Annotated in this window: 12 protein-coding genes; all 12 read left to right on the forward strand. The window is 65.8% G+C overall.

What is annotated here, in order from left to right; all coding sequences use genetic code 11:
• The first annotated feature begins 60 nt into the window (after positions 1-60).
• The 12 genes from ftsW (at position 61) to ligA (ending at position 17,304) form a co-directional block, all read left to right on the forward strand.
• Positions 61-1,212, forward strand: a complete 1,152-nt coding sequence (gene ftsW, locus A3AS_RS0116465) for a putative lipid II flippase FtsW (RefSeq protein ID WP_018318676.1) — start codon at positions 61-63, stop codon at positions 1,210-1,212.
• A gap of 188 nt (positions 1,213-1,400) precedes the next feature.
• Complete coding sequence (gene murG / locus A3AS_RS0116470) at positions 1,401-2,501, forward strand: undecaprenyldiphospho-muramoylpentapeptide beta-N-acetylglucosaminyltransferase (RefSeq protein WP_018318677.1); 1,101 nt, start codon at positions 1,401-1,403, stop codon at positions 2,499-2,501.
• Between the two features lie 124 nt (positions 2,502-2,625).
• Positions 2,626-4,029, forward strand: a complete 1,404-nt coding sequence (murC, locus tag A3AS_RS0116475) for a UDP-N-acetylmuramate--L-alanine ligase (protein WP_026202055.1) — start codon at positions 2,626-2,628, stop codon at positions 4,027-4,029.
• A gap of 193 nt (positions 4,030-4,222) precedes the next feature.
• Entirely contained in the window at positions 4,223-5,143 is a 921-nt protein-coding gene (murB, locus tag A3AS_RS0116480) for a UDP-N-acetylmuramate dehydrogenase (RefSeq protein ID WP_018318679.1), read from the forward strand.
• 96 nt (positions 5,144-5,239) lie between these two features.
• Complete coding sequence (locus tag A3AS_RS0116485) at positions 5,240-6,226, forward strand: D-alanine--D-alanine ligase (protein WP_018318680.1); 987 nt, start codon at positions 5,240-5,242, stop codon at positions 6,224-6,226.
• Positions 6,227-6,575: 349 nt separating this feature from the next.
• Positions 6,576-7,598, forward strand: a complete 1,023-nt coding sequence (locus A3AS_RS0116490; protein ID WP_018318681.1) for a cell division protein FtsQ/DivIB — start codon at positions 6,576-6,578, stop codon at positions 7,596-7,598.
• Positions 7,595-8,917: a cell division protein FtsA gene (gene ftsA, locus A3AS_RS0116495; protein WP_018318682.1), complete on the forward strand. Its 1,323-nt coding sequence runs from the start codon at positions 7,595-7,597 to the stop codon at positions 8,915-8,917. The genes A3AS_RS0116490 and ftsA overlap by 4 nt, the downstream gene beginning before the upstream one ends.
• An 87-nt stretch (positions 8,918-9,004) precedes the next feature.
• Positions 9,005-10,804, forward strand: coding sequence for a cell division protein FtsZ (gene ftsZ, locus A3AS_RS0116500; protein WP_018318683.1), 1,800 nt, complete (start codon positions 9,005-9,007; stop codon positions 10,802-10,804).
• Between the two features lie 363 nt (positions 10,805-11,167).
• On the forward strand, positions 11,168-12,130 hold the full coding sequence (gene lpxC / locus A3AS_RS0116505; RefSeq protein WP_018318684.1) for a UDP-3-O-acyl-N-acetylglucosamine deacetylase: 963 nt from the start codon (positions 11,168-11,170) through the stop codon (positions 12,128-12,130).
• A gap of 245 nt (positions 12,131-12,375) precedes the next feature.
• Positions 12,376-13,266, forward strand: a complete 891-nt coding sequence (locus A3AS_RS0116510) for an outer membrane protein assembly factor BamD (RefSeq protein WP_026202056.1) — start codon at positions 12,376-12,378, stop codon at positions 13,264-13,266.
• Positions 13,267-13,279: 13 nt separating this feature from the next.
• Positions 13,280-14,953, forward strand: a complete 1,674-nt coding sequence (gene recN / locus A3AS_RS0116515; protein WP_018318686.1) for a DNA repair protein RecN — start codon at positions 13,280-13,282, stop codon at positions 14,951-14,953.
• Positions 14,954-15,150: 197 nt separating this feature from the next.
• Positions 15,151-17,304 carry an NAD-dependent DNA ligase LigA gene (ligA, locus tag A3AS_RS0116520; RefSeq protein WP_018318687.1) on the forward strand — a complete coding sequence of 718 codons (2,154 nt, stop codon included), beginning with the start codon at positions 15,151-15,153 and terminating at the stop codon, positions 17,302-17,304.
• The last annotated feature ends 256 nt before the right edge of the window (positions 17,305-17,560 follow it).

The raw sequence follows: 17,560 nt of genomic DNA on the forward strand, positions 1-17,560 counted from the left end.
ACCCTGCGGTAACCAACCTCGGCGACCAATGGACGGACCTCTGTCCGAAAGCGGCCGCCCATGCTCTCCCGTGAAGAACGCACCCCCTTTTCCGAGTGGTGGTGGACCGTCGACAAGCCGCTGATGGGCGCCATTTTGGCGCTGATGCTGACCGGGGTGATCCTGTCGCTGGCGGCAAGTCCGCCGGTTGCGACCCGCATCGGGCTCGATCCCTTCCACTTCTTCAGCCGTCACGTGCTGTTCCTGCTCCCGTCCTGCCTGGTGCTGCTCGGGGTGTCCTTCCTGTCGCCGCGCGCAATCCGCCGCTCGGCGCTGATCATCTTCGCGGCGAGCATCATCCTGATCGTGCTCACGCTCGCGATAGGCCCGGAGGTGAAGGGCTCGCGGCGCTGGATCACGCTGCTCGGCGTCAACATCCAGGCCTCCGAAATCGCAAAGCCGTCCTTTGTCGTGATCGCCGCCTGGCTGTTCGCGGAATCGACCAAGCGGCCGGAGATGCCGGCGACCTCGATGGCGCTGGTGCTGCTTATGATGCTGGTCGCGCTGCTGGTGATGGAGCCGGATTTCGGCCAGACCATGCTGATCCTGATGGTGTGGGGCTCGCTGTTCTTCATCGCGGGCATGCGCATGATCTGGGTGTTCGGCCTGGCGGGCCTCGGGGCGGCCGGCCTGTTCAGCGCTTATCTCTTCGTCCCGCACGTCGCAGGCCGCATCAAGCGCTTCATGAACCCGGCCTCGGGCGACACCTTTCAGGTCGATACCGCCATGGAGGCCTTCTACAACGGCGGCTGGTTCGGGCTCGGGCCGGGCGAGGGCATCGCCAAGCGCAGCCTGCCGGACAGCCACACCGACTTCGTGTTCGCGGTCGCGGCCGAAGAGTTCGGCATCATCCTGTGCCTGGCGATGCTGACGCTGTTCGCCTTCGTCGTCATCCGCACGTTGTCGCGCGCCTATGCCAATGAGGACATGTTCTCGCGCTTCGCCGCCTCGGGTCTTGCGATCCTGTTCGGCGTGCAGGCCGCGATCAACATGTCGGTGAACCTCCAGCTCATCCCCGCCAAGGGCATGACGCTGCCGTTCATCTCCTATGGCGGCTCCTCGATCGTGTCGCTCGCCTATGGTGTCGGCATGATGCTGGCCCTGACGCGGCTGCGCCCACGCACAGAGGTCGAGGCCAGCGGCCATGCCGACGCGATGCGGAGTTACGCGTAGCTGCTCTCGTGTCCCGGACAAGCGCAGCGCAGAGCCGGGACCCAGAATGCCGCGCCCATATCGCAGGATTGGGCCCCGGTCAGCAGCGCACCACGCCGCGAAGGGCGGCGTGCTGCGCTGCGCCCAGGGCACGAGCATCGTGTCGCCGGCTCGCAATGACTGAAAACTCCCTGTAAAACTCCCCGACCATGGACAATTCCCCCCTGATTCTTCTCGCCGCGGGCGGCACCGGCGGCCATCTGTTTCCGGCCGAGGCACTCGGCGTCGAGCTGATCCGGCGCGGCTTTCGAGTCCGCCTCGTCACGGATGAGCGCGCGCTACGTTACAGCGGGCTGTTCAGCAAGGACATGATCGACGTTGTTTCGAGCGAGACCGCGCGGGGCCGCAATCCGTTGCAGCTCGCCTATGCCGGGCTCACGCTCGCTGCCGGCACGCTCTCTGCGTATAGTCTGATCAAGCGGTTGAAGCCCGTTGCCGTCGTCGGCTTCGGCGGCTATCCGACGCTGCCGCCGCTGGTCGCTGCCAAATTCGCCGGCGTACCCGGCATTATTCACGACGCCAACGCGGTGCTCGGCCGCGCCAACCGGTTCCTCTCGGGCCGCGTACGCGCGATCGCGACGTCGCTGCCCGGCGTGCTCGACCGCGATCCGGCGCTATCAGGCAAGACCACGACGGTCGGCACTCCGATGCGCCCGGCGGTGCTCGCCGCCGCTGCAGTACCTTACGCAGTGCCCGAGGTGAACGGTCCGCTGCGCCTGCTCGTCGTCGGCGGCAGTCAGGGCGCGCGCATCATGGCCGACATCGTGCCTGGTGCGATCGAGCGGCTCGAGCCTGCGCTGTGGAGCCGGCTCATGCTGACCCAGCAGGTGCGGGACGAGGACATGGCACGTGTGCGCGCGCTCTATGACAAGCTCAAGATCAAGGTGGAGCTGGCGCCGTTCTTCACCGATTTGCCGGCACGGCTCGCTTCAAACCATCTCGTGGTATCGCGCTCCGGCGCCGGCACGGTGGCCGAGCTCGCAGCGATCGGCCGGCCCTCGATCCTGGTGCCGCTGCCAGGTTCGATCGACCAGGACCAGTTCGCCAATGCCGGCGTGCTGGTCAAGGTCGATGGCGCGATCCGCATCCCGCAGACCGAGTTCACCTCCGACCGGTTGGCGTCCGAAATCTCCGCCTTCGCCGCCGAGCCTGCGCGCCTTGCCGCCATGGCGCAGGCCGCCCGCGGCGCCGGTCGGCTCGACGCCGCTGAGCGACTGGCTGATCTGGTGGTCAAGGTCGCGGGAATCTGACGCGAAAAAGCCCTTGTCTTCGCCTTCTAAAGCGGGGCATCCAGTAGGAAAGGCGCGCGGCTGATTTGGCCGTGACCTTCGCCAGATGCCGCCTGCGCAAGGCGGCGAGGTCAGGGAACACAGCATGAGACTGCCGCGCGAGATCGGACCCATCCACTTCGTCGGGATCGGCGGGATCGGCATGAGCGGCATCGCCGAGGTGCTGGTCAATCTCGGCTATGCCGTGCAGGGCTCGGACGCTTCCGACAATTACAATCTCGACCGCCTCCGCAAGAAGGGCGCAAAAGTCTCGGTCGGCCACAAGGCCGAGAATGTCGACGGCGCCGAGGTCGTGGTCGTGTCCACCGCGATCAAGCGCGACAATCCGGAACTGATGGCGGCGCGCGAACGGCGCATTCCCGTGGTGCGCCGCGCCGAGATGCTGGCCGAGCTGATGCGGCTGAAGAGCTGCGTCGCCATCGCCGGCACTCATGGCAAGACCACCACGACGACGATGGTCGCAACGCTGCTCGATGCCGGCGGGCTCGATCCCACCGTGATCAACGGCGGCATCATCAACGCCTATGGCTCCAACGCGCGCCTTGGCGCGGGCGACTGGATGGTGGTGGAAGCCGACGAGAGCGACGGCACCTTCCTGAAGCTGCCGACCGATGTCGCCATCGTCACCAATGTCGACCCTGAGCATCTCGATCACTTCAAGACCTTCGAGGCCGTGCAGGACGCCTTCCGTCATTTCGTCGAGAACCTGCCGTTCTACGGCTTTGCGGTGATGTGCATCGATCATCCCATTGTGCAGAGCCTCGTCGGCAAGATCGAGGACCGCCGCATCATCACCTATGGCGAGAATCCGCAGGCCGATGCGCGGCTCGTCGATCTGACCCCGATGGGCGGCGGATCGAAGTTCAAGGTCGCGTTCCGCGATCGCAAGACCGGAGCCGTGCACGAGATTTCCGATTTGATGCTGCCGATGCCGGGACGTCACAACGCCTCCAACGCGACGGCGGCGATTGCTGTCGCGCGCGAGCTCGGCGTGTCCGACGAAGCAATCCGCAAGGCGATCGCCGGCTTCGGTGGTGTCAAGCGCCGCTTCACCAAGACCGGCGAATGGAACGGCGTCACCGTGATCGATGATTACGGCCACCATCCGGTCGAGATCGCGGCGGTGCTGAAGGCGGCACGGGAATCCACCAACGGCAAGATCATCGCCGTGGTGCAGCCGCATCGCTACACCCGCCTGCAATCGCTGTTCGAGGAATTCTGCACCTGCTTCAACGATGCCGATGCGGTCGTTGTCGCCGACGTCTATGCCGCCGGCGAAGCGCCGATCGATGGCATCGACCGCGATCATTTCGTCACGGGCCTGCGCGCCCACGGCCATCGCGAGGTGGTCCCGCTGCCGAATGCCGGCGAGCTGGCCAATATCGTCCACGGCATCGCCAAGAGCGGCGATCTCGTCGTGTGCCTGGGAGCGGGCAACATCACGCAATGGGCATATGCCTTGCCGGATCAGTTGAAGGCGCTGGGGTGAGAATGCCGATGGGAGGCTTGCAGGCAGCCGCACGGCAAACTGCGCTCCCTCCCCCCTTGTGGGGGAGGGCGGGGGAGAGGGGTAGCCACAGACTCCGATCTCTCTTGGGGCTACCCCCCTCCCTGCCCCTCCCCCACAAGGGGGGAGGGAATGGAGAAAGCTTGCGTCCCTCACACGAGGTGAGTGTTCACGCATGACCTTCCCCGACATCACTCCCGCTCTCAAAGCCGCGATGCCGGAGCTGCGCGGGCGGCTGCTGGCCAACCAGTCGCTGGCCGAGCTGACCTGGTTTCGCGTCGGCGGTCCCGCGCAGGTGCTGTTCACGCCGGCGGATGAGGACGATCTCGCTTACTTCCTCGCGCATCTTTCTCCCGACGTTCCCGTCTACGTCGTCGGTGTCGGCTCCAACCTCATCGTGCGCGACGGCGGCATTGCGGGCGTCGTGATCCGCCTGGCGCCGCGCGCCTTCGGCGAGGCCAGCGCCAGCGGCGATATCGTCACTGCCGGTGCAGCCACGCTCGACAAGCGCGTGGCGGAAGTGGCTGCATCCGCCAATGTCGGCGGGCTCGAATTCTATTTCGGTATCCCCGGCACCATCGGCGGCGCGTTGCGCATGAATGCCGGCGCCAACGGCGGCGAGACCAAGGACGTATTGATCGAGGCGCGCGGCGTCGGGCGAGACGGCAGCAAGCACGTGTTCTCCAACGCCGACATGAAGTTCGTCTACCGCAACAGCGGCGTCGATCCCTCCATCATCTTCACCTCCGCGCGCTTTCGCGGCGAGATCAGGGATAGCGAGGCGATCCGCGCGCGCATGGCGGACGTGCAGACCCATCGCGAGACCGCGCAGCCGATCCGCGAGAAGACCGGCGGCTCGACCTTCAAGAATCCGCCCGGCCATTCCGCCTGGAAGCTGGTGGATGCCGCCGGCTGCCGCGGCTTGCGCGTCGGCGGCGCGCAGGTCTCCGAGATGCACTGCAATTTCCTGATCAACACGGGCGATGCCACCGCGCACGACATCGAGACGCTGGGCGAGACCGTGCGCGAACGCGTGAAGGCAAATTCCGGAATTGAGCTACACTGGGAAATCAAGCGGATTGGGGTTTCCCCCTAACAGTCATTCCGGGGGCGCGCGGCGCAACCCGGAATCTCGAGATTCCGGGTCTGGTGCTTGCGCACCATCCCGGAATGACAAAGCACGAGGCAGCGAATGCGCATCACCATCCTCTTCGGCGGCTCCAACCGCGAGCGCCTGGTTTCGGTCGCCTCGGCCCAGGCCCTGCATCAGGCATTGCCCGAGGCCGATCTGTGGTGGTGGGACGTCGAAGACAAGGTACACACCGTCCAGTCGAAGCAGTTGCTCGAACATGCCCGCCCCTTCGAGGACGAGTTCTTGCCCGGAACGCGCGGCATCCCGCTTGCGCAGGCGCTCGACCAGGCCAGGGCCGAGGATCGGGTGCTGGTGCTCGGCCTGCATGGCGGACGTGCCGAGAACGGCGAATTGCAGGTGATGTGCGAGGCGCGCGGCGTGCCCTTCACCGGCTCGGGCTCGGCCTCCTCGCATCTGGCCTTCGACAAGTTCGCGGCCAAGCGGTTTGCGGCGCTCGGCGGTGTGATGCCGCCGGAAAACGTTGCGCTCGACAACATCGACGAGGCTTTTGCCCAATACGGAAGGCTGATCGCAAAGCCCGCGCGCGACGGATCGAGCTATGGCCTGATCTTCGTCAACGCCAAGCAGGATCTCGTCGCCGTCCGCAACGCGGCCAAGCACGAAGAGTACGTCATCGAGCCCTACATCGCCGGCGTCGAGGCGACCTGCGGCGTGCTGGAGCGCGCCGATGGTTCGATCATCTCGCTGCCGCCGATCGAGATCATCCCGGGCGAGGGCAGTTTCGATTACGCCGCAAAATATCTCCTGAAGTCGACCCAGGAGATTTGCCCCGGCCGTTTCGCACCCGAGATCACCGCGGCGCTGCAGGCGCAGGCGATGCTGGCGCACCGCGCGATGTCCTGCGCCGGCTATTCCCGGTCGGACTTCATCGTCTCGGACAAGGGCCTCGTCTATCTCGAGACCAACACGCTGCCCGGGCTGACCAAGTCCTCGCTCTACCCCAAGGCGCTGAAAGCCGAGGGCATCGAATTCGTCGACTTCCTGCGCGGCCTGGTGGAGCTCGCCGGGCAGCGCGTGCGGAAATAATTAGGACTGGTTAACGGCCGAATCGGCCAAACGGGCCAGTTTGGGGTCCAAAACCGGTAAAATGCCGGACATCGCGGCATAAATGCCTCACCTCGCGGGGCAAAATGCGCCGGACGTTAACGAACTTTACCTTTTGTTTACCAGGACGTCCGAAGGTTAACGCTGGCGGCGCATATGGCGCTTTGGCTGCCGGCGCGTGAGCTGTCGGGGGTGATGTCACCTCCAGCGAACGCTTTGAAGGGGAGAGGCTTCTTCTGCTGAAGACCAGCACCCGGCCCGGCACGTCGAAGACGTCATGTTCGCCAGGATCCGCGCGATGTCGCGGGCAAACTGTTGACGAGCTCGTGCAATGGATGGAGCAGGAAGCCTCACCCGGTCGTTTTTCAGATCGCTGAGGCCCCAAGCTGACCTGAAGGCGGCCGCTGTCGGAGCGGTCGTGCTTCTGCGCGAGTGGCTGCAGGACAAGCGCCAGCAAAGACTTCACGCCGCGCGTGCTGCCGCCAAGATCAAGGCCAAGGCCATCATCGAGCGTGAGCCGCCGCCGCGCGTGGTCGCATTGGTGGAGCGCTATCTGCCGCGCCGGGTCGGGATCAGCATGACCGTGCTGCTTTTGATCGGCAGCACCGGCTTCGGCATCGTCAAGGGCGGCCATCTCCAGGATTTCATCACCGCGGTCAGCGATGCCCGCAACGCGCTGGCCAATTCCGCCGGGTTCCGCATCACTTCCGTCGTGATCAATGGCCGCAAGCATCTGACCCAGGACGAGATCCTGGCCATCGGCGGCGTCAGCGGCCGTTCCTCGCTGCTGTTCCTCGATGCTGACGCGGTGCGCGACAAGCTCAAGGCCAATCCGTGGATCGCGGATGCGACCGTGCTGAAGCTCTATCCGGGCCAGCTGATGATCGAGCTCACCGAGCGCAAGGCATTCGCGCTGTGGCAGGAGGCCGGCCGGCTCTCGGTCATCGCCGATGACGGCGCCGTGCTCGAACCCTATGTCTCGCGCCGCTTCCTGTCGCTGCCGCTCGTGGTCGGCAAGGGCGCCGAGACCCAGGCCCGCGATTTCCTCGCGCTGCTGGCGCGCTATCCGCAGGTCAACTCGATCACCAAGGCCGCGATCTTCGTCGGTGAGCGGCGCTGGAACCTGAGGCTCAAGGACGGTCTCGACATCCGTCTGCCCGAGCAGGACGTCGGCAACGCGCTGGCGATGCTGTCCAAGCTCGACAAGGAGGACAGGCTGTTCTCGCGCGACATCGTCGCCGTCGACATGCGCCTGCCTGATCGCCTGGTGGTGCAGCTGTCCGAGGACGCCGCCAAGGCGCGCGAGGAGCTGTTCAAGGACAAGAAGAAAAAGAAGGCCGGGGATTCCGCATGACCGGTCTTGATCGCACCCAGACCCCGAAGACGCGCCCGATGCCGCACAAGCGCGGCGGCCTGGTCGCCTGCCTCGACATCGGCACCAGCAAGATCGCCTGCATGATCGCGCGGCTGAAGCCGTCGCCGCCGAGCGAGGCGCTGCGCGGCCGCACCCATGCAGTGGAACTGATCGGTTACAGCCAGATCCAGTCGCGCGGGATGAAGGCCGGCGCGGTGATCGACCTTACCGAATGCGAGCAGGCCGTGCGCCAGGCCGTCGCGCTCGCGGAGAAAATGGCCAAGGTGCGGGTCGAGTCCGTGCTGCTCTCGGTCTCCGGCGGCCGGCTTTCCGGCCAACTGGTCGAAGCCGCCGCAGATATCCGTGGTGGCGCCGTGACGCAGGCCGATGTCAGCCGCGTCACCTCCACCGGCATGCGTCATGCCACCGGCGAAGGCCGCACCGTGCTGCACGCGCTCCCGGTCGGCTACACGCTCGACGGCGTCAAGGGCATCCGCGATCCCCGCGGCATGGTTGCGCATCAGTTCGGCGTCGACATGAACGTCGTCACCTGCGACGCCACCGTGGCGCGGAACCTGATGCTGGCGGTAGAGCGCTGCCACATCAATGTCGAAGCCATGGCGGCCAGCCCTTACGTCGCCGGATTGTCGGTGCTGACCGACGACGAGGCCGATCTCGGCGCCGCCGTTGTCGAGATGGGCGCCGGCACCACTACGATTGCCGTTTATTCAGGCGGCCGTTTCGTGCATGCGGCGGGTTTTGCGGTCGGCGGGCAACACATCACGATGGATCTTGCGCGCGGACTCTCCGCGACCATTGCCGATGCCGAGCGAATCAAGACGTTATACGGGACCGTCATCACCGGCGGATCGGACTCGCGTGAGCTGATGTCTGTGCCGACAGCCGGTGACGAGCAGGATCTGCCGCAGATCGTCTCCCGCGCCACCATCGCCAACATCGTCAAGCACCGTGCCGAGGAAGTCTTCGAAATGGTTCGGGACAAGCTGAAGGATTCCCCCTTCGCCTCAGAGCCCAACGGCCGGGTCGTGCTCTCGGGCGGCGCCTCGCAGCTGACCGGCCTCGTCGAACTCGGCACCCAGATTCTCGGCCGGCCCGTGCGGGTCGGACGTCCGCTCGGCTTCGGCCGGCTGCCCAACGAGGCGAAGAACGCCGCGTTCGCGGTGCCGGCCGGACTCCTCGTCTACCCGCAATATGTTCACCACGAACATGTCGAACCGCGGCATACGCGGCAGCAGGTCAAGACAGGGACCGGCGGTTATTTCGGAAAGGTCGGACGATGGCTACGCGAGGGCTTCTGATGATTCATTTCCGCAATTCCCGACTTTCACCAACTCCCGCGGCCGCCGGCCGGGGCGAACCCACGCGCGCGTGATCGAGAGGCAAACATGACCATCAGCATCAATGTTCCTGATATTCACGAACTGAAGCCCCGGATCACCGTGTTCGGCGTCGGTGGCGCCGGTGGCAACGCCGTCAACAACATGATCACGGCGGGCCTTCAGGGCGTCGATTTCGTGGTCGCCAACACCGACGCGCAGGCGCTGACGATGTCGAAGGCGCAGCGCATCGTGCAGATGGGCACGGCGGTCACGCAAGGCCTCGGCGCCGGCTCGCAGCCGAACGTCGGCGCGGCGGCGGCGGAAGAGGTGATTGACGAGCTGCGCGACCATCTCTCGGGCGCCAACATGGTGTTCGTCACCGCGGGCATGGGCGGCGGCACCGGTACCGGTGCAGCTCCCGTGATCGCCAAGACCGCGCGCGACATGGGCATCCTCACCGTCGGCGTCGTGACCAAGCCCTTCCACTTCGAGGGTGGCCGCCGCATGCGCACGGCCGAAGCCGGCATCAACGAGCTTCACAAGGTCGTGGATACGCTGCTGATCATCCCGAACCAGAACCTGTTCCGGGTCGCCAATGAGAAGACCACCTTCGCCGACGCCTTCGCGATGGCCGACCAGGTGCTGTACTCGGGCGTGGCCTGCATCACCGATCTGATGGTCAAGGAAGGCCTGATCAACCTCGACTTCGCCGACGTCCGCGCCGTCATGCGCGAGATGGGCAAGGCGATGATGGGCACCGGCGAAGCCTCCGGCGACAAGCGCGCGCTGACCGCCGCGGAAGCCGCGATCGCCAACCCGCTGATCGACGACAGCTCGATGAAGGGCGCCAAGGGCCTCCTCATCTCCATCACCGGCGGCAAGGACCTCACGCTGTTCGAGGTCGACGAAGCCGCGACCCGTATCCGCGAGGAAGTCGACCAGGACGCCAACATCATCGTCGGCGCGACCTTCGACGAAGCGCTCGACGGCCTGATCCGCGTCTCGGTCGTTGCCACCGGCATCGAGCAGGCCGCGATCGCCCGCAACAGCCAGGCGACCTCCGCTCCGGTTGCGAACGCGGCGCCGCAGGCGCAGCAGGCTCCCGCAGCCCCCGCCGTCGCCGCCGAGAGCCGTCTGGCCGACCTGACCGCGCGGCTCCGCGCCGACAATCAGCGTATGGCTGAGCGCGCCCAGAAGCTGGAAGGCCAGATTCCGGCCGCAGCCCCGGTCGCTGCCGCGCCGATGGCGCCCCGTCCGAATGTCGAGCGTGCCGCGCTCGCCGCCATCGCCGCCGCTGTTGCGGAGGTCCCGCAGGCGCCCGCGCCGATGCAGACCTATGGCGACGTCACCGTGCGCCCGATCGCGCAGAAGCCGACGCTGTTCCCGGAGCCCGACATGGCCCCGACCGCGATGCAGGAGCCGATGACGCCGGAGAACTTCATTCCGCCGCAGGCCGAGCGTGCGCCGGTTCGTGCGCCGCGGATGCCGCGCCTCGATGAGCTGCCGATGCCGGCCCAGGCCGAGATTCGCCAGGCCCGCGGCGAGGTCGAGGAGGAGACCCCGCAGAAGACCCGCCTGTCGCTGCTGCAGCGCCTCGCCAATGTCGGCCTCGGCCGTCGCGACGAGGAAAGCGAGCCGCCGGTCGCGGCCCGCACCGCCGGTCCCGCGATGCCGCCGCTGCCCGAGCGCCGCCAGCAGAAGACCGTGGCGCAGCAGATCGCATCGAGCGAGCCGGTATCTGAGTATGCCCGCCGCCCCGCGCCGCAGGGGCTGGACATGCACGGCCGTCCGGCGCCTGTTGCGCCGGCGCCACAGGGCGACGACCATCTTGATATCCCGGCCTTCCTGCGGCGGCAGGCGACCTGAGGATTATTACAATAAGGCAGACGAAAAAAGGTCCCGGCAACAAGCTTGCCGGGACCTTTCCTTTTGTCCCGTGCATGTCCGGATTGCGCAGACAAGCAACTGATTTTAAATCATTAATTACGTGTTTGGGTGTTCAGTCAAACTGCCGGAAGCGACCCAAAACCTCGGCGCAATTTGGTTAAGCCTTGGCGCGAATACGGCAGGTTTGGGGTAACAATCGGTAAAAAAGCGTGAGTTGGCGCTGTTTGAGGCAGTGACTATGGTTTGGCGTGACTTGGGGATACGGATTCGCAGGGGCCCGGCACTGGCCGGCCAAGTGAGTCCAGTATAAGTCGCAGTGGGTCGTAGTGGGGCGGGTTCCTGATGAAATTTAGCCGGCAAACAACGCTTCGTGCGCAAGCCTCCGTGGCAGGCGTAGGCGTTCACTCCGGTCTTCCCGTCACTCTCACCCTTGGGCCTGCGCCTGTCGACGCGGGTTTTATTTTTGTCCGCACCGGCCTCGAGGGAAGTGACCGCGAAGTTCAGGCGACCGCCGAGCAGGTGATCGCGACCGACTTCGCCACCGTCCTCGGCGATCGCAACGGTCCGCTGGTGTCCACCGCCGAGCACGTGCTTGCTGCACTGCGGGGTATGGGTGTCGACAACGCCACCATCGAGATCGACGGTCCCGAAGTGCCGATCATGGACGGCAGCGCGGCGGCCTTCATTGCGGCGATCGACCAGGCCGGCATCGTTACCCAGCCGGCGCAGCGCCGCTTCATCCAGGTTTTGAAGCCGATCTCGGTCAAGATCGGCGACTCCTTCGGCGAGATCAGGCCCTACGCCAATGGGTTCTGCGTCGAGGTCGAGATCGATTTCACCAATCCCGTCATCGGCCAGCAGAGCTACGCCTTCGAGCTCAACCCGGAGCGTTTCCGCCGCGAAGTCGGCCGAGCCCGGACCTTCGGTCTGATGAGCGACGTCGCGCGGCTCTGGAGCGCGGGCTATGCCCTCGGCGCCTCCTTCGACAACACCGTCGTGTTCGACGACGAGCGGCTGCTCAACACCGAGGGCCTGCGCTACGCCGATGAATGCGCCCGCCACAAGGTGCTGGACGTGATCGGCGACCTGTCGCTGGCCGGCCTGCCGCTGCTTGGCGCCTACCGCTCGGTGCGTGGCGGCCACAAGCTCAACCACGCTGTGCTGACCGCGCTGCTCGCCGACCGTACCGCCTGGCGGGTGGTCGAGGGCGAGGCAGCCCGCCGCACCACGCGCCCCGTGGGCGAGGTCGGTCGCGGTATCGTCGGCGGCCGGATCGCTGCGGCCTATGGGCCGGACGTGTCCTGAACAGAGCTGTTGCCGCCTGCCTCAGGCAGCGGCTTACCCCGGGAAACTCCTGGTAACCACGATCGGCTAGGATTGCGGCACGTTCGCCTTAATCCGGGCGAAATGCCTGCCTATCCGGTTGGTTAAAGATCGCTTTTCGGATACATCGGCGTGGTCGCATGGCAGGCACCACGGTTACATTTCGCGCCCATGACGGGGTTCATGGGCTGGCGGCACCGCATCACAGGGCGTCAGGGCTTAAACTCATGTCGGCACAGCGTACGACGCGCGGATACTTCTCGGTCTCGTCGCGAGCCCGCGGGCTGCTTCAGGCCGTCACCTTCATGATGCTCGCGGTGCCGCTGGCCGGCTGCGGCACCGGCTCGCTCTGGGACAAGTTCACCGCCAAGGACGACACCTTCGTCGAGGAGCCCGCCGACAAGATCTACAATGAGGGCCTGTACCTCATGAACGAGAAGAAGGACATGAAGGCGGCGAACAAGAAGTTCGAAGAGGTCGACCGCCAGCATCCTTATTCCGACTGGGCCCGTAAATCGCTGCTGATGTCGGCCTATGCGTCCTACCAGGGCGGCGACTTCGACGGCTGCATCGGCGCTGCCACCCGCTACGTCACGCTGCATCCCGGCAGCCCGGATGCGGCCTATGCGCAATATCTGATCGCCGCCTCCCATTACGACCAGATCCCGGACACCAGCCGCGATCAGGCCCGCACCGAGAAGGCGATCGCCGCCCTTGAAGAGGTGGTGCGCAAATATCCGAACTCGGAATACGCGACATCCGCCAAGGCCAAGATCGAGGGTGCGCGCGACCAGCTTGCCGGCAAGGAAATGAATGTCGGCCGCTATTACGCGCAGAAGCGCGACTACACGGCTGCGATCAACCGCTACAAGACCGTCGTCACGCAGTACCAGACCACCCGCCATGTCGAGGAAGCGCTGTTCCGGCTGACCGAGGCCTATATGGCGATCGGCATTGTCGGCGAGGCGCAGACCGCGGCGGCCGTGCTTGGGCACAATTTTCCTGACAGCCGCTGGTACAAGGACGCCTATAATCTTGTAAAATCCGGCGGTCTCGAACCGAGCGAGAATCAGGGGTCCTGGATCAGCCGGACTTTCAAGAAGATGGGTCTCGGCTAGGAAATTTGGTTCCATGCTGGCGCGTCTGTCGATCCGTGACATCGTCCTGATCGAACGGCTCGATATCGAATTCGCCACCGGCCTTGCGGTTTTGACCGGCGAGACTGGTGCGGGCAAATCCATCCTGCTCGATGCCTTTGCGCTGGCACTCGGCGGCCGCGGCGACGCGGGCCTCGTGCGCCACGGCGTGGAGCAGGGGCAGGTGACCGCCGTGTTCGATGTCCCCAAGAATCACCCCGCGACGAAAATCCTCGCCGAGAACGGCCTCGAGGACACCGGCGAGATGATTCTCCGCCGCGTGCAGCTCGCCGACGGCCGCACCCGGGCCTTCATCAACGACCAGTCGATCAGCGTGCAGACGCTGAAGGCGGTCGGCGCCGCCCTGGTGGAGATCCACGGCCAGCATGACGAGCGTGCGCTGGTCGATGCCGCGACCCACCGCCGCCTGCTCGACGCGTTCGCCGGCCTGGAGAAGGACGTCGCCGCGGTCGAAACGCTCTGGGACGCACGCCGCACCGCCAACACCGCGCTGGAGGAGCATCGCTCCGCCATGGAGCGCGCCGCGCGGGAGGCCGACTATCTGCGCCACGCCTCCGCCGAGCTGAAGCAGCTCGCGCCCAAGGACGGCGAGGAAACCTCGCTCGCCAACCGCCGCACCACCATGATGCAGGGTGAGAAGATCGCCTCCGATTTGCGCGAGGCGCAGGAGGCTGTCGGCGGCCACCATTCGCCGGTCTCGACGCTGTCGGCGGCGGTACGCCGGCTGGAACGCCGCGGCGTCAATTCGCCCGCACTGGTCGAGCCGGCCGTGAAGGCGATCGACATGGCGATCAACGCGCTGGAGGAAGCCGACCAGCATCTGCAGGCGGCACTCGCCGCGACCGATTTCGATCCGGCCGAGCTCGAACGCATCGAGGAGCGCCTGTTCGCGCTGAGGGCCGCCTCGCGCAAATACTCGACGCCGGTCGACGGGCTCGCCGCGCTGGCCGCCAAATACGCCGCCGACGTCGTGCTGATCGATGCCGGCGCCTCGCGGCTGAAAAAGCTGGAGCAGGCCGCGATCGAGGCAGATAGCCGCTATGCCGCCGCCGCCAAGAAGCTGTCGCTGGTGCGGCAGAAATCGGCTGAGAAGCTCAACAAGGCGGTCAACGCCGAGCTGGCGCCGCTCAAGCTCGAACGCGCCAGGTTCATGACGCAGGTCGCGACCGATGAGGCAGCTCCGGGCCCGCAAGGCTTCGACCGCGTCGAGTTCTGGGTGCAGACCAATCCGGGCACCAAGGCAGGACCGATGATGAAGGTCGCCTCCGGCGGCGAGCTGTCGCGCTTCCTGCTCGCGCTCAAGGTCGTGCTGTCCGACCGCGGTTCGGCGCCGACGCTGGTGTTCGACGAGATCGACACCGGCGTGGGCGGTGCGGTCGCCGACGCTATCGGCGGGCGCCTGGCGCGGCTTGCCGGCAAGGTGCAGGTGATGGCCGTGACCCACGCCCCACAGGTCGCCGCCCGCGCCGACCAGCACCTCCTGATCTCCAAGGATGCCCTCGACAAGGGCAAGCGCGTCGCCACCCGCGTCAATGCGCTGGCCGCCGACCACCGCCGCGAGGAGATCGCGCGCATGCTGGCGGGGGCAGAGATTACGGCCGAGGCGAGGGCGGCGGCGGAGAGGCTGCTGAAGGCGGCGACGGCTTGATTGTGTGTCCCGGACGCGGCGCAGCGCGTAGCGCTGCTCCGCAGAGCCGGGACCCAGATTTCTGCCACGTGGGCCCCGGCTCTGCAGCGCACCGCGCCGGATGATGCTCCGCATCGCCGGGAGCGCTGCGCTGCGTCCGGGGCACGAGATTTCCACACGCCTTTACCGTGCTACCCGCTCCGTCGTATCCAAGCACCATGGTCAGAGCAGCAAAATCCAAAACAACACCGCTTCGCGACGTCGCCGACCTCACCAAGGCCCAGGCCAAGGTCGAGCACATGCGGCTGGCGCTGGAGATTGAGGGGCACAACGAGCGCTACTATCAGGAGGACGCGCCCACCGTCACCGACGCCGAGTACGACGCGCTGCGCCAACGCTTCAATGCGATCGAGAAGCGCTTTCCTGAATTCGTCACCGCGGACTCGCCCTCGCAGAAGGTCGGCGCGGCGCCGTCAGGTCGCTTCAAGAAGGTCCGGCATTCCGTTCCGATGCTGTCGCTCGACAACGCCTTTGCTGAGGAGGACGTGCGCGACTTCGTCGGCCGCATCGTGCGCTTCCTGAAGCTCGACGACGACAAGGTCAATTTCTCCGCCGAGCCGAAGATCGACGGACTCTCGATGTCGTTGCGCTACGAGGGTGGCGAGCTCGTCACTGCGGCGACGCGCGGGGACGGTGCGGTCGGCGAGGATGTCACTGCCAACATCCGCACGCTCGAAGACGTACCGCAAAAGCTGAAGGGCCGGAACATCCCCGATATCTGCGAGGTCCGCGGCGAGGTCTACATGACCAAGAGGGCGTTCCTCGCGCTCAACGAGCGGCAGAAGGCGGCCGGCGACACCATCTTCGCCAATCCGCGCAATTCGGCTGCCGGCTCGCTCCGGCAGAAGGACCCGACCATCACCGCCTCGCGTCCCCTCGGCTTCTTCGCCTATGCGTGGGGGCAGATGAGCGCGATGCCGGAAGCGACGCAGAGCGGCATGATCGGCTGGTTCGAGCGCTGCGGCTTCAAGACCAATCCGCTGACCAAGCTGTGTCATTCCGTCGAGGAGCTGATCGCGTTCCACCAGAGCATCGAGGAAGAGCGCGCCGAGCTCGACTACGACATCGACGGCGTTGTCTACAAGGTCGACCGCATCGACTGGCAGGAGCGGCTCGGCTTCGTCTCGCGCACGCCGCGCTGGGGCATCGCGCACAAATTCCCGGCCGAGCGGGCCATGACCGTGCTGCGCGACATCGAGATTCAGGTCGGTCGCACCGGCTCATTCACGCCGGTCGGCAAGCTGGAGCCGGTCGGCGTCGGCGGCGTGATCGTGCAAAACGTCACGCTGCACAACGAGGATTACATCAAGGGCATCGGCAACAAGGGCGAGGTGCTGCGCGAGGGGCGCGATATCAGGATCGGCGACACCGTCGTGGTCCAGCGCGCCGGCGACGTGATTCCGCAGATCGTGGATGTCGTCCTCGACAAGCGGCCGAAGAGCGCCAGGGAATTCTCTTTCCCGAAGAAGTGCCCGTGCCCGCTGCACACCGACGTCGTCCGCGGCGCAACCGCAGCCGGCGAGGAGGAATCCCGCGCCCGTTGTAGCGGCGAGTTCGCCTGCCCCTATCAGAAGGTCGAGCACCTCAAGCTGTTCGTCTCGCGCCGTGCGTTCGACATCGACGGTTTAGGGGAGAAGCAGCTGCAGTATTTCTTCGACGAGGGATGGGTCAAGGAGCCCGCCGACATCTTCACGCTGGAGAAGCGCAACGCGAAGCTGAAACTCGAGGAGATCGAGGGCTACGGTGCCACCTCGGTGCGCAATCTGTTCGGCGCCATCGAGAGCCGGCGCACAATCGCGCTCGAACGCTTCATTTATGCGCTCGGCATGCGTCATGTCGGCGAGACCACGGCGCTGGCGCTGGCACGCGGCTATGGCTCTTGGGACACCTTCCACGACGCCTGCCTCAAGATCGCTCACGGCGACGAGGAGGCGATGGCCGACATGGACGCGCTCGACCAGATCGGCGACACCGTGATCAAGAGCATCGCCGATTATTTCGGCGAGAGCCACAACCGCGGCATCGTCGAGCGGCTGACCAAGGAAGTCGAGATCGTCGACGCCGAGAAGCCAAAGAGCAACTCGGCCGTCGCCGGCAAGACGGTGGTGTTCACGGGCTCGCTGGAGAAGATGACGCGCGACGAGGCCAAGGCGACTGCAGAGCGCTTAGGGGCAAAGGTGTCGGGCTCGGTGTCGAAGAAGACCGATCTCGTCGTCGCCGGCCCCGGCGCGGGCTCGAAGCTCGCAGAGGCCAACAAGCACGGCGTCAAGGTGCTGACTGAGGACGAGTGGCTGACGCTGATCGGGGAGTGAGGTTTCTTCCTTCTCCCCTTGTGGGCCTGTTGCGTAATTCGCCAGTTGTGATTCCCTAGGGCAAAGCCTTGGAGGTATCGATGGCGGTGAAGCGGACAGGACAGCCGAGCTTTGTGGAAGCGCTGATGCCGAAGGGCGCCGGCGCCAATGCGGCGCTGGATCGGTTGGCTGGCCTGGTCAAGTGGTACCGGTTCGAGAAGCTGATCGGTCATTTGCGGGATGAAGGGAGCCCCGGTCGTCCAGGCTATCCGGTGCT

It is taken from the genome of Bradyrhizobium sp. WSM2793, from assembly GCF_000379585.1.
Classification (GTDB): Bacteria; Pseudomonadota; Alphaproteobacteria; order Rhizobiales; family Xanthobacteraceae; genus Bradyrhizobium.

Coding starts and splice junctions, on each gene's coding strand:
- ftsW (WP_018318676.1), top strand. CDS start 61: ATGCTCTCCCGTGAAGAACGCACCCCCTTTTCCGAGTGGTGGTGGACC.
- murG (WP_018318677.1), top strand. CDS start 1,401: ATGGACAATTCCCCCCTGATTCTTCTCGCCGCGGGCGGCACCGGCGGC.
- murC (WP_026202055.1), top strand. CDS start 2,626: ATGAGACTGCCGCGCGAGATCGGACCCATCCACTTCGTCGGGATCGGC.
- murB (WP_018318679.1), top strand. CDS start 4,223: ATGACCTTCCCCGACATCACTCCCGCTCTCAAAGCCGCGATGCCGGAG.
- A3AS_RS0116485 (WP_018318680.1), top strand. CDS start 5,240: ATGCGCATCACCATCCTCTTCGGCGGCTCCAACCGCGAGCGCCTGGTT.
- A3AS_RS0116490 (WP_018318681.1), top strand. CDS start 6,576: ATGGATGGAGCAGGAAGCCTCACCCGGTCGTTTTTCAGATCGCTGAGG.
- ftsA (WP_018318682.1), top strand. CDS start 7,595: ATGACCGGTCTTGATCGCACCCAGACCCCGAAGACGCGCCCGATGCCG.
- ftsZ (WP_018318683.1), top strand. CDS start 9,005: ATGACCATCAGCATCAATGTTCCTGATATTCACGAACTGAAGCCCCGG.
- lpxC (WP_018318684.1), top strand. CDS start 11,168: ATGAAATTTAGCCGGCAAACAACGCTTCGTGCGCAAGCCTCCGTGGCA.
- A3AS_RS0116510 (WP_026202056.1), top strand. CDS start 12,376: ATGTCGGCACAGCGTACGACGCGCGGATACTTCTCGGTCTCGTCGCGA.
- recN (WP_018318686.1), top strand. CDS start 13,280: ATGCTGGCGCGTCTGTCGATCCGTGACATCGTCCTGATCGAACGGCTC.
- ligA (WP_018318687.1), top strand. CDS start 15,151: ATGGTCAGAGCAGCAAAATCCAAAACAACACCGCTTCGCGACGTCGCC.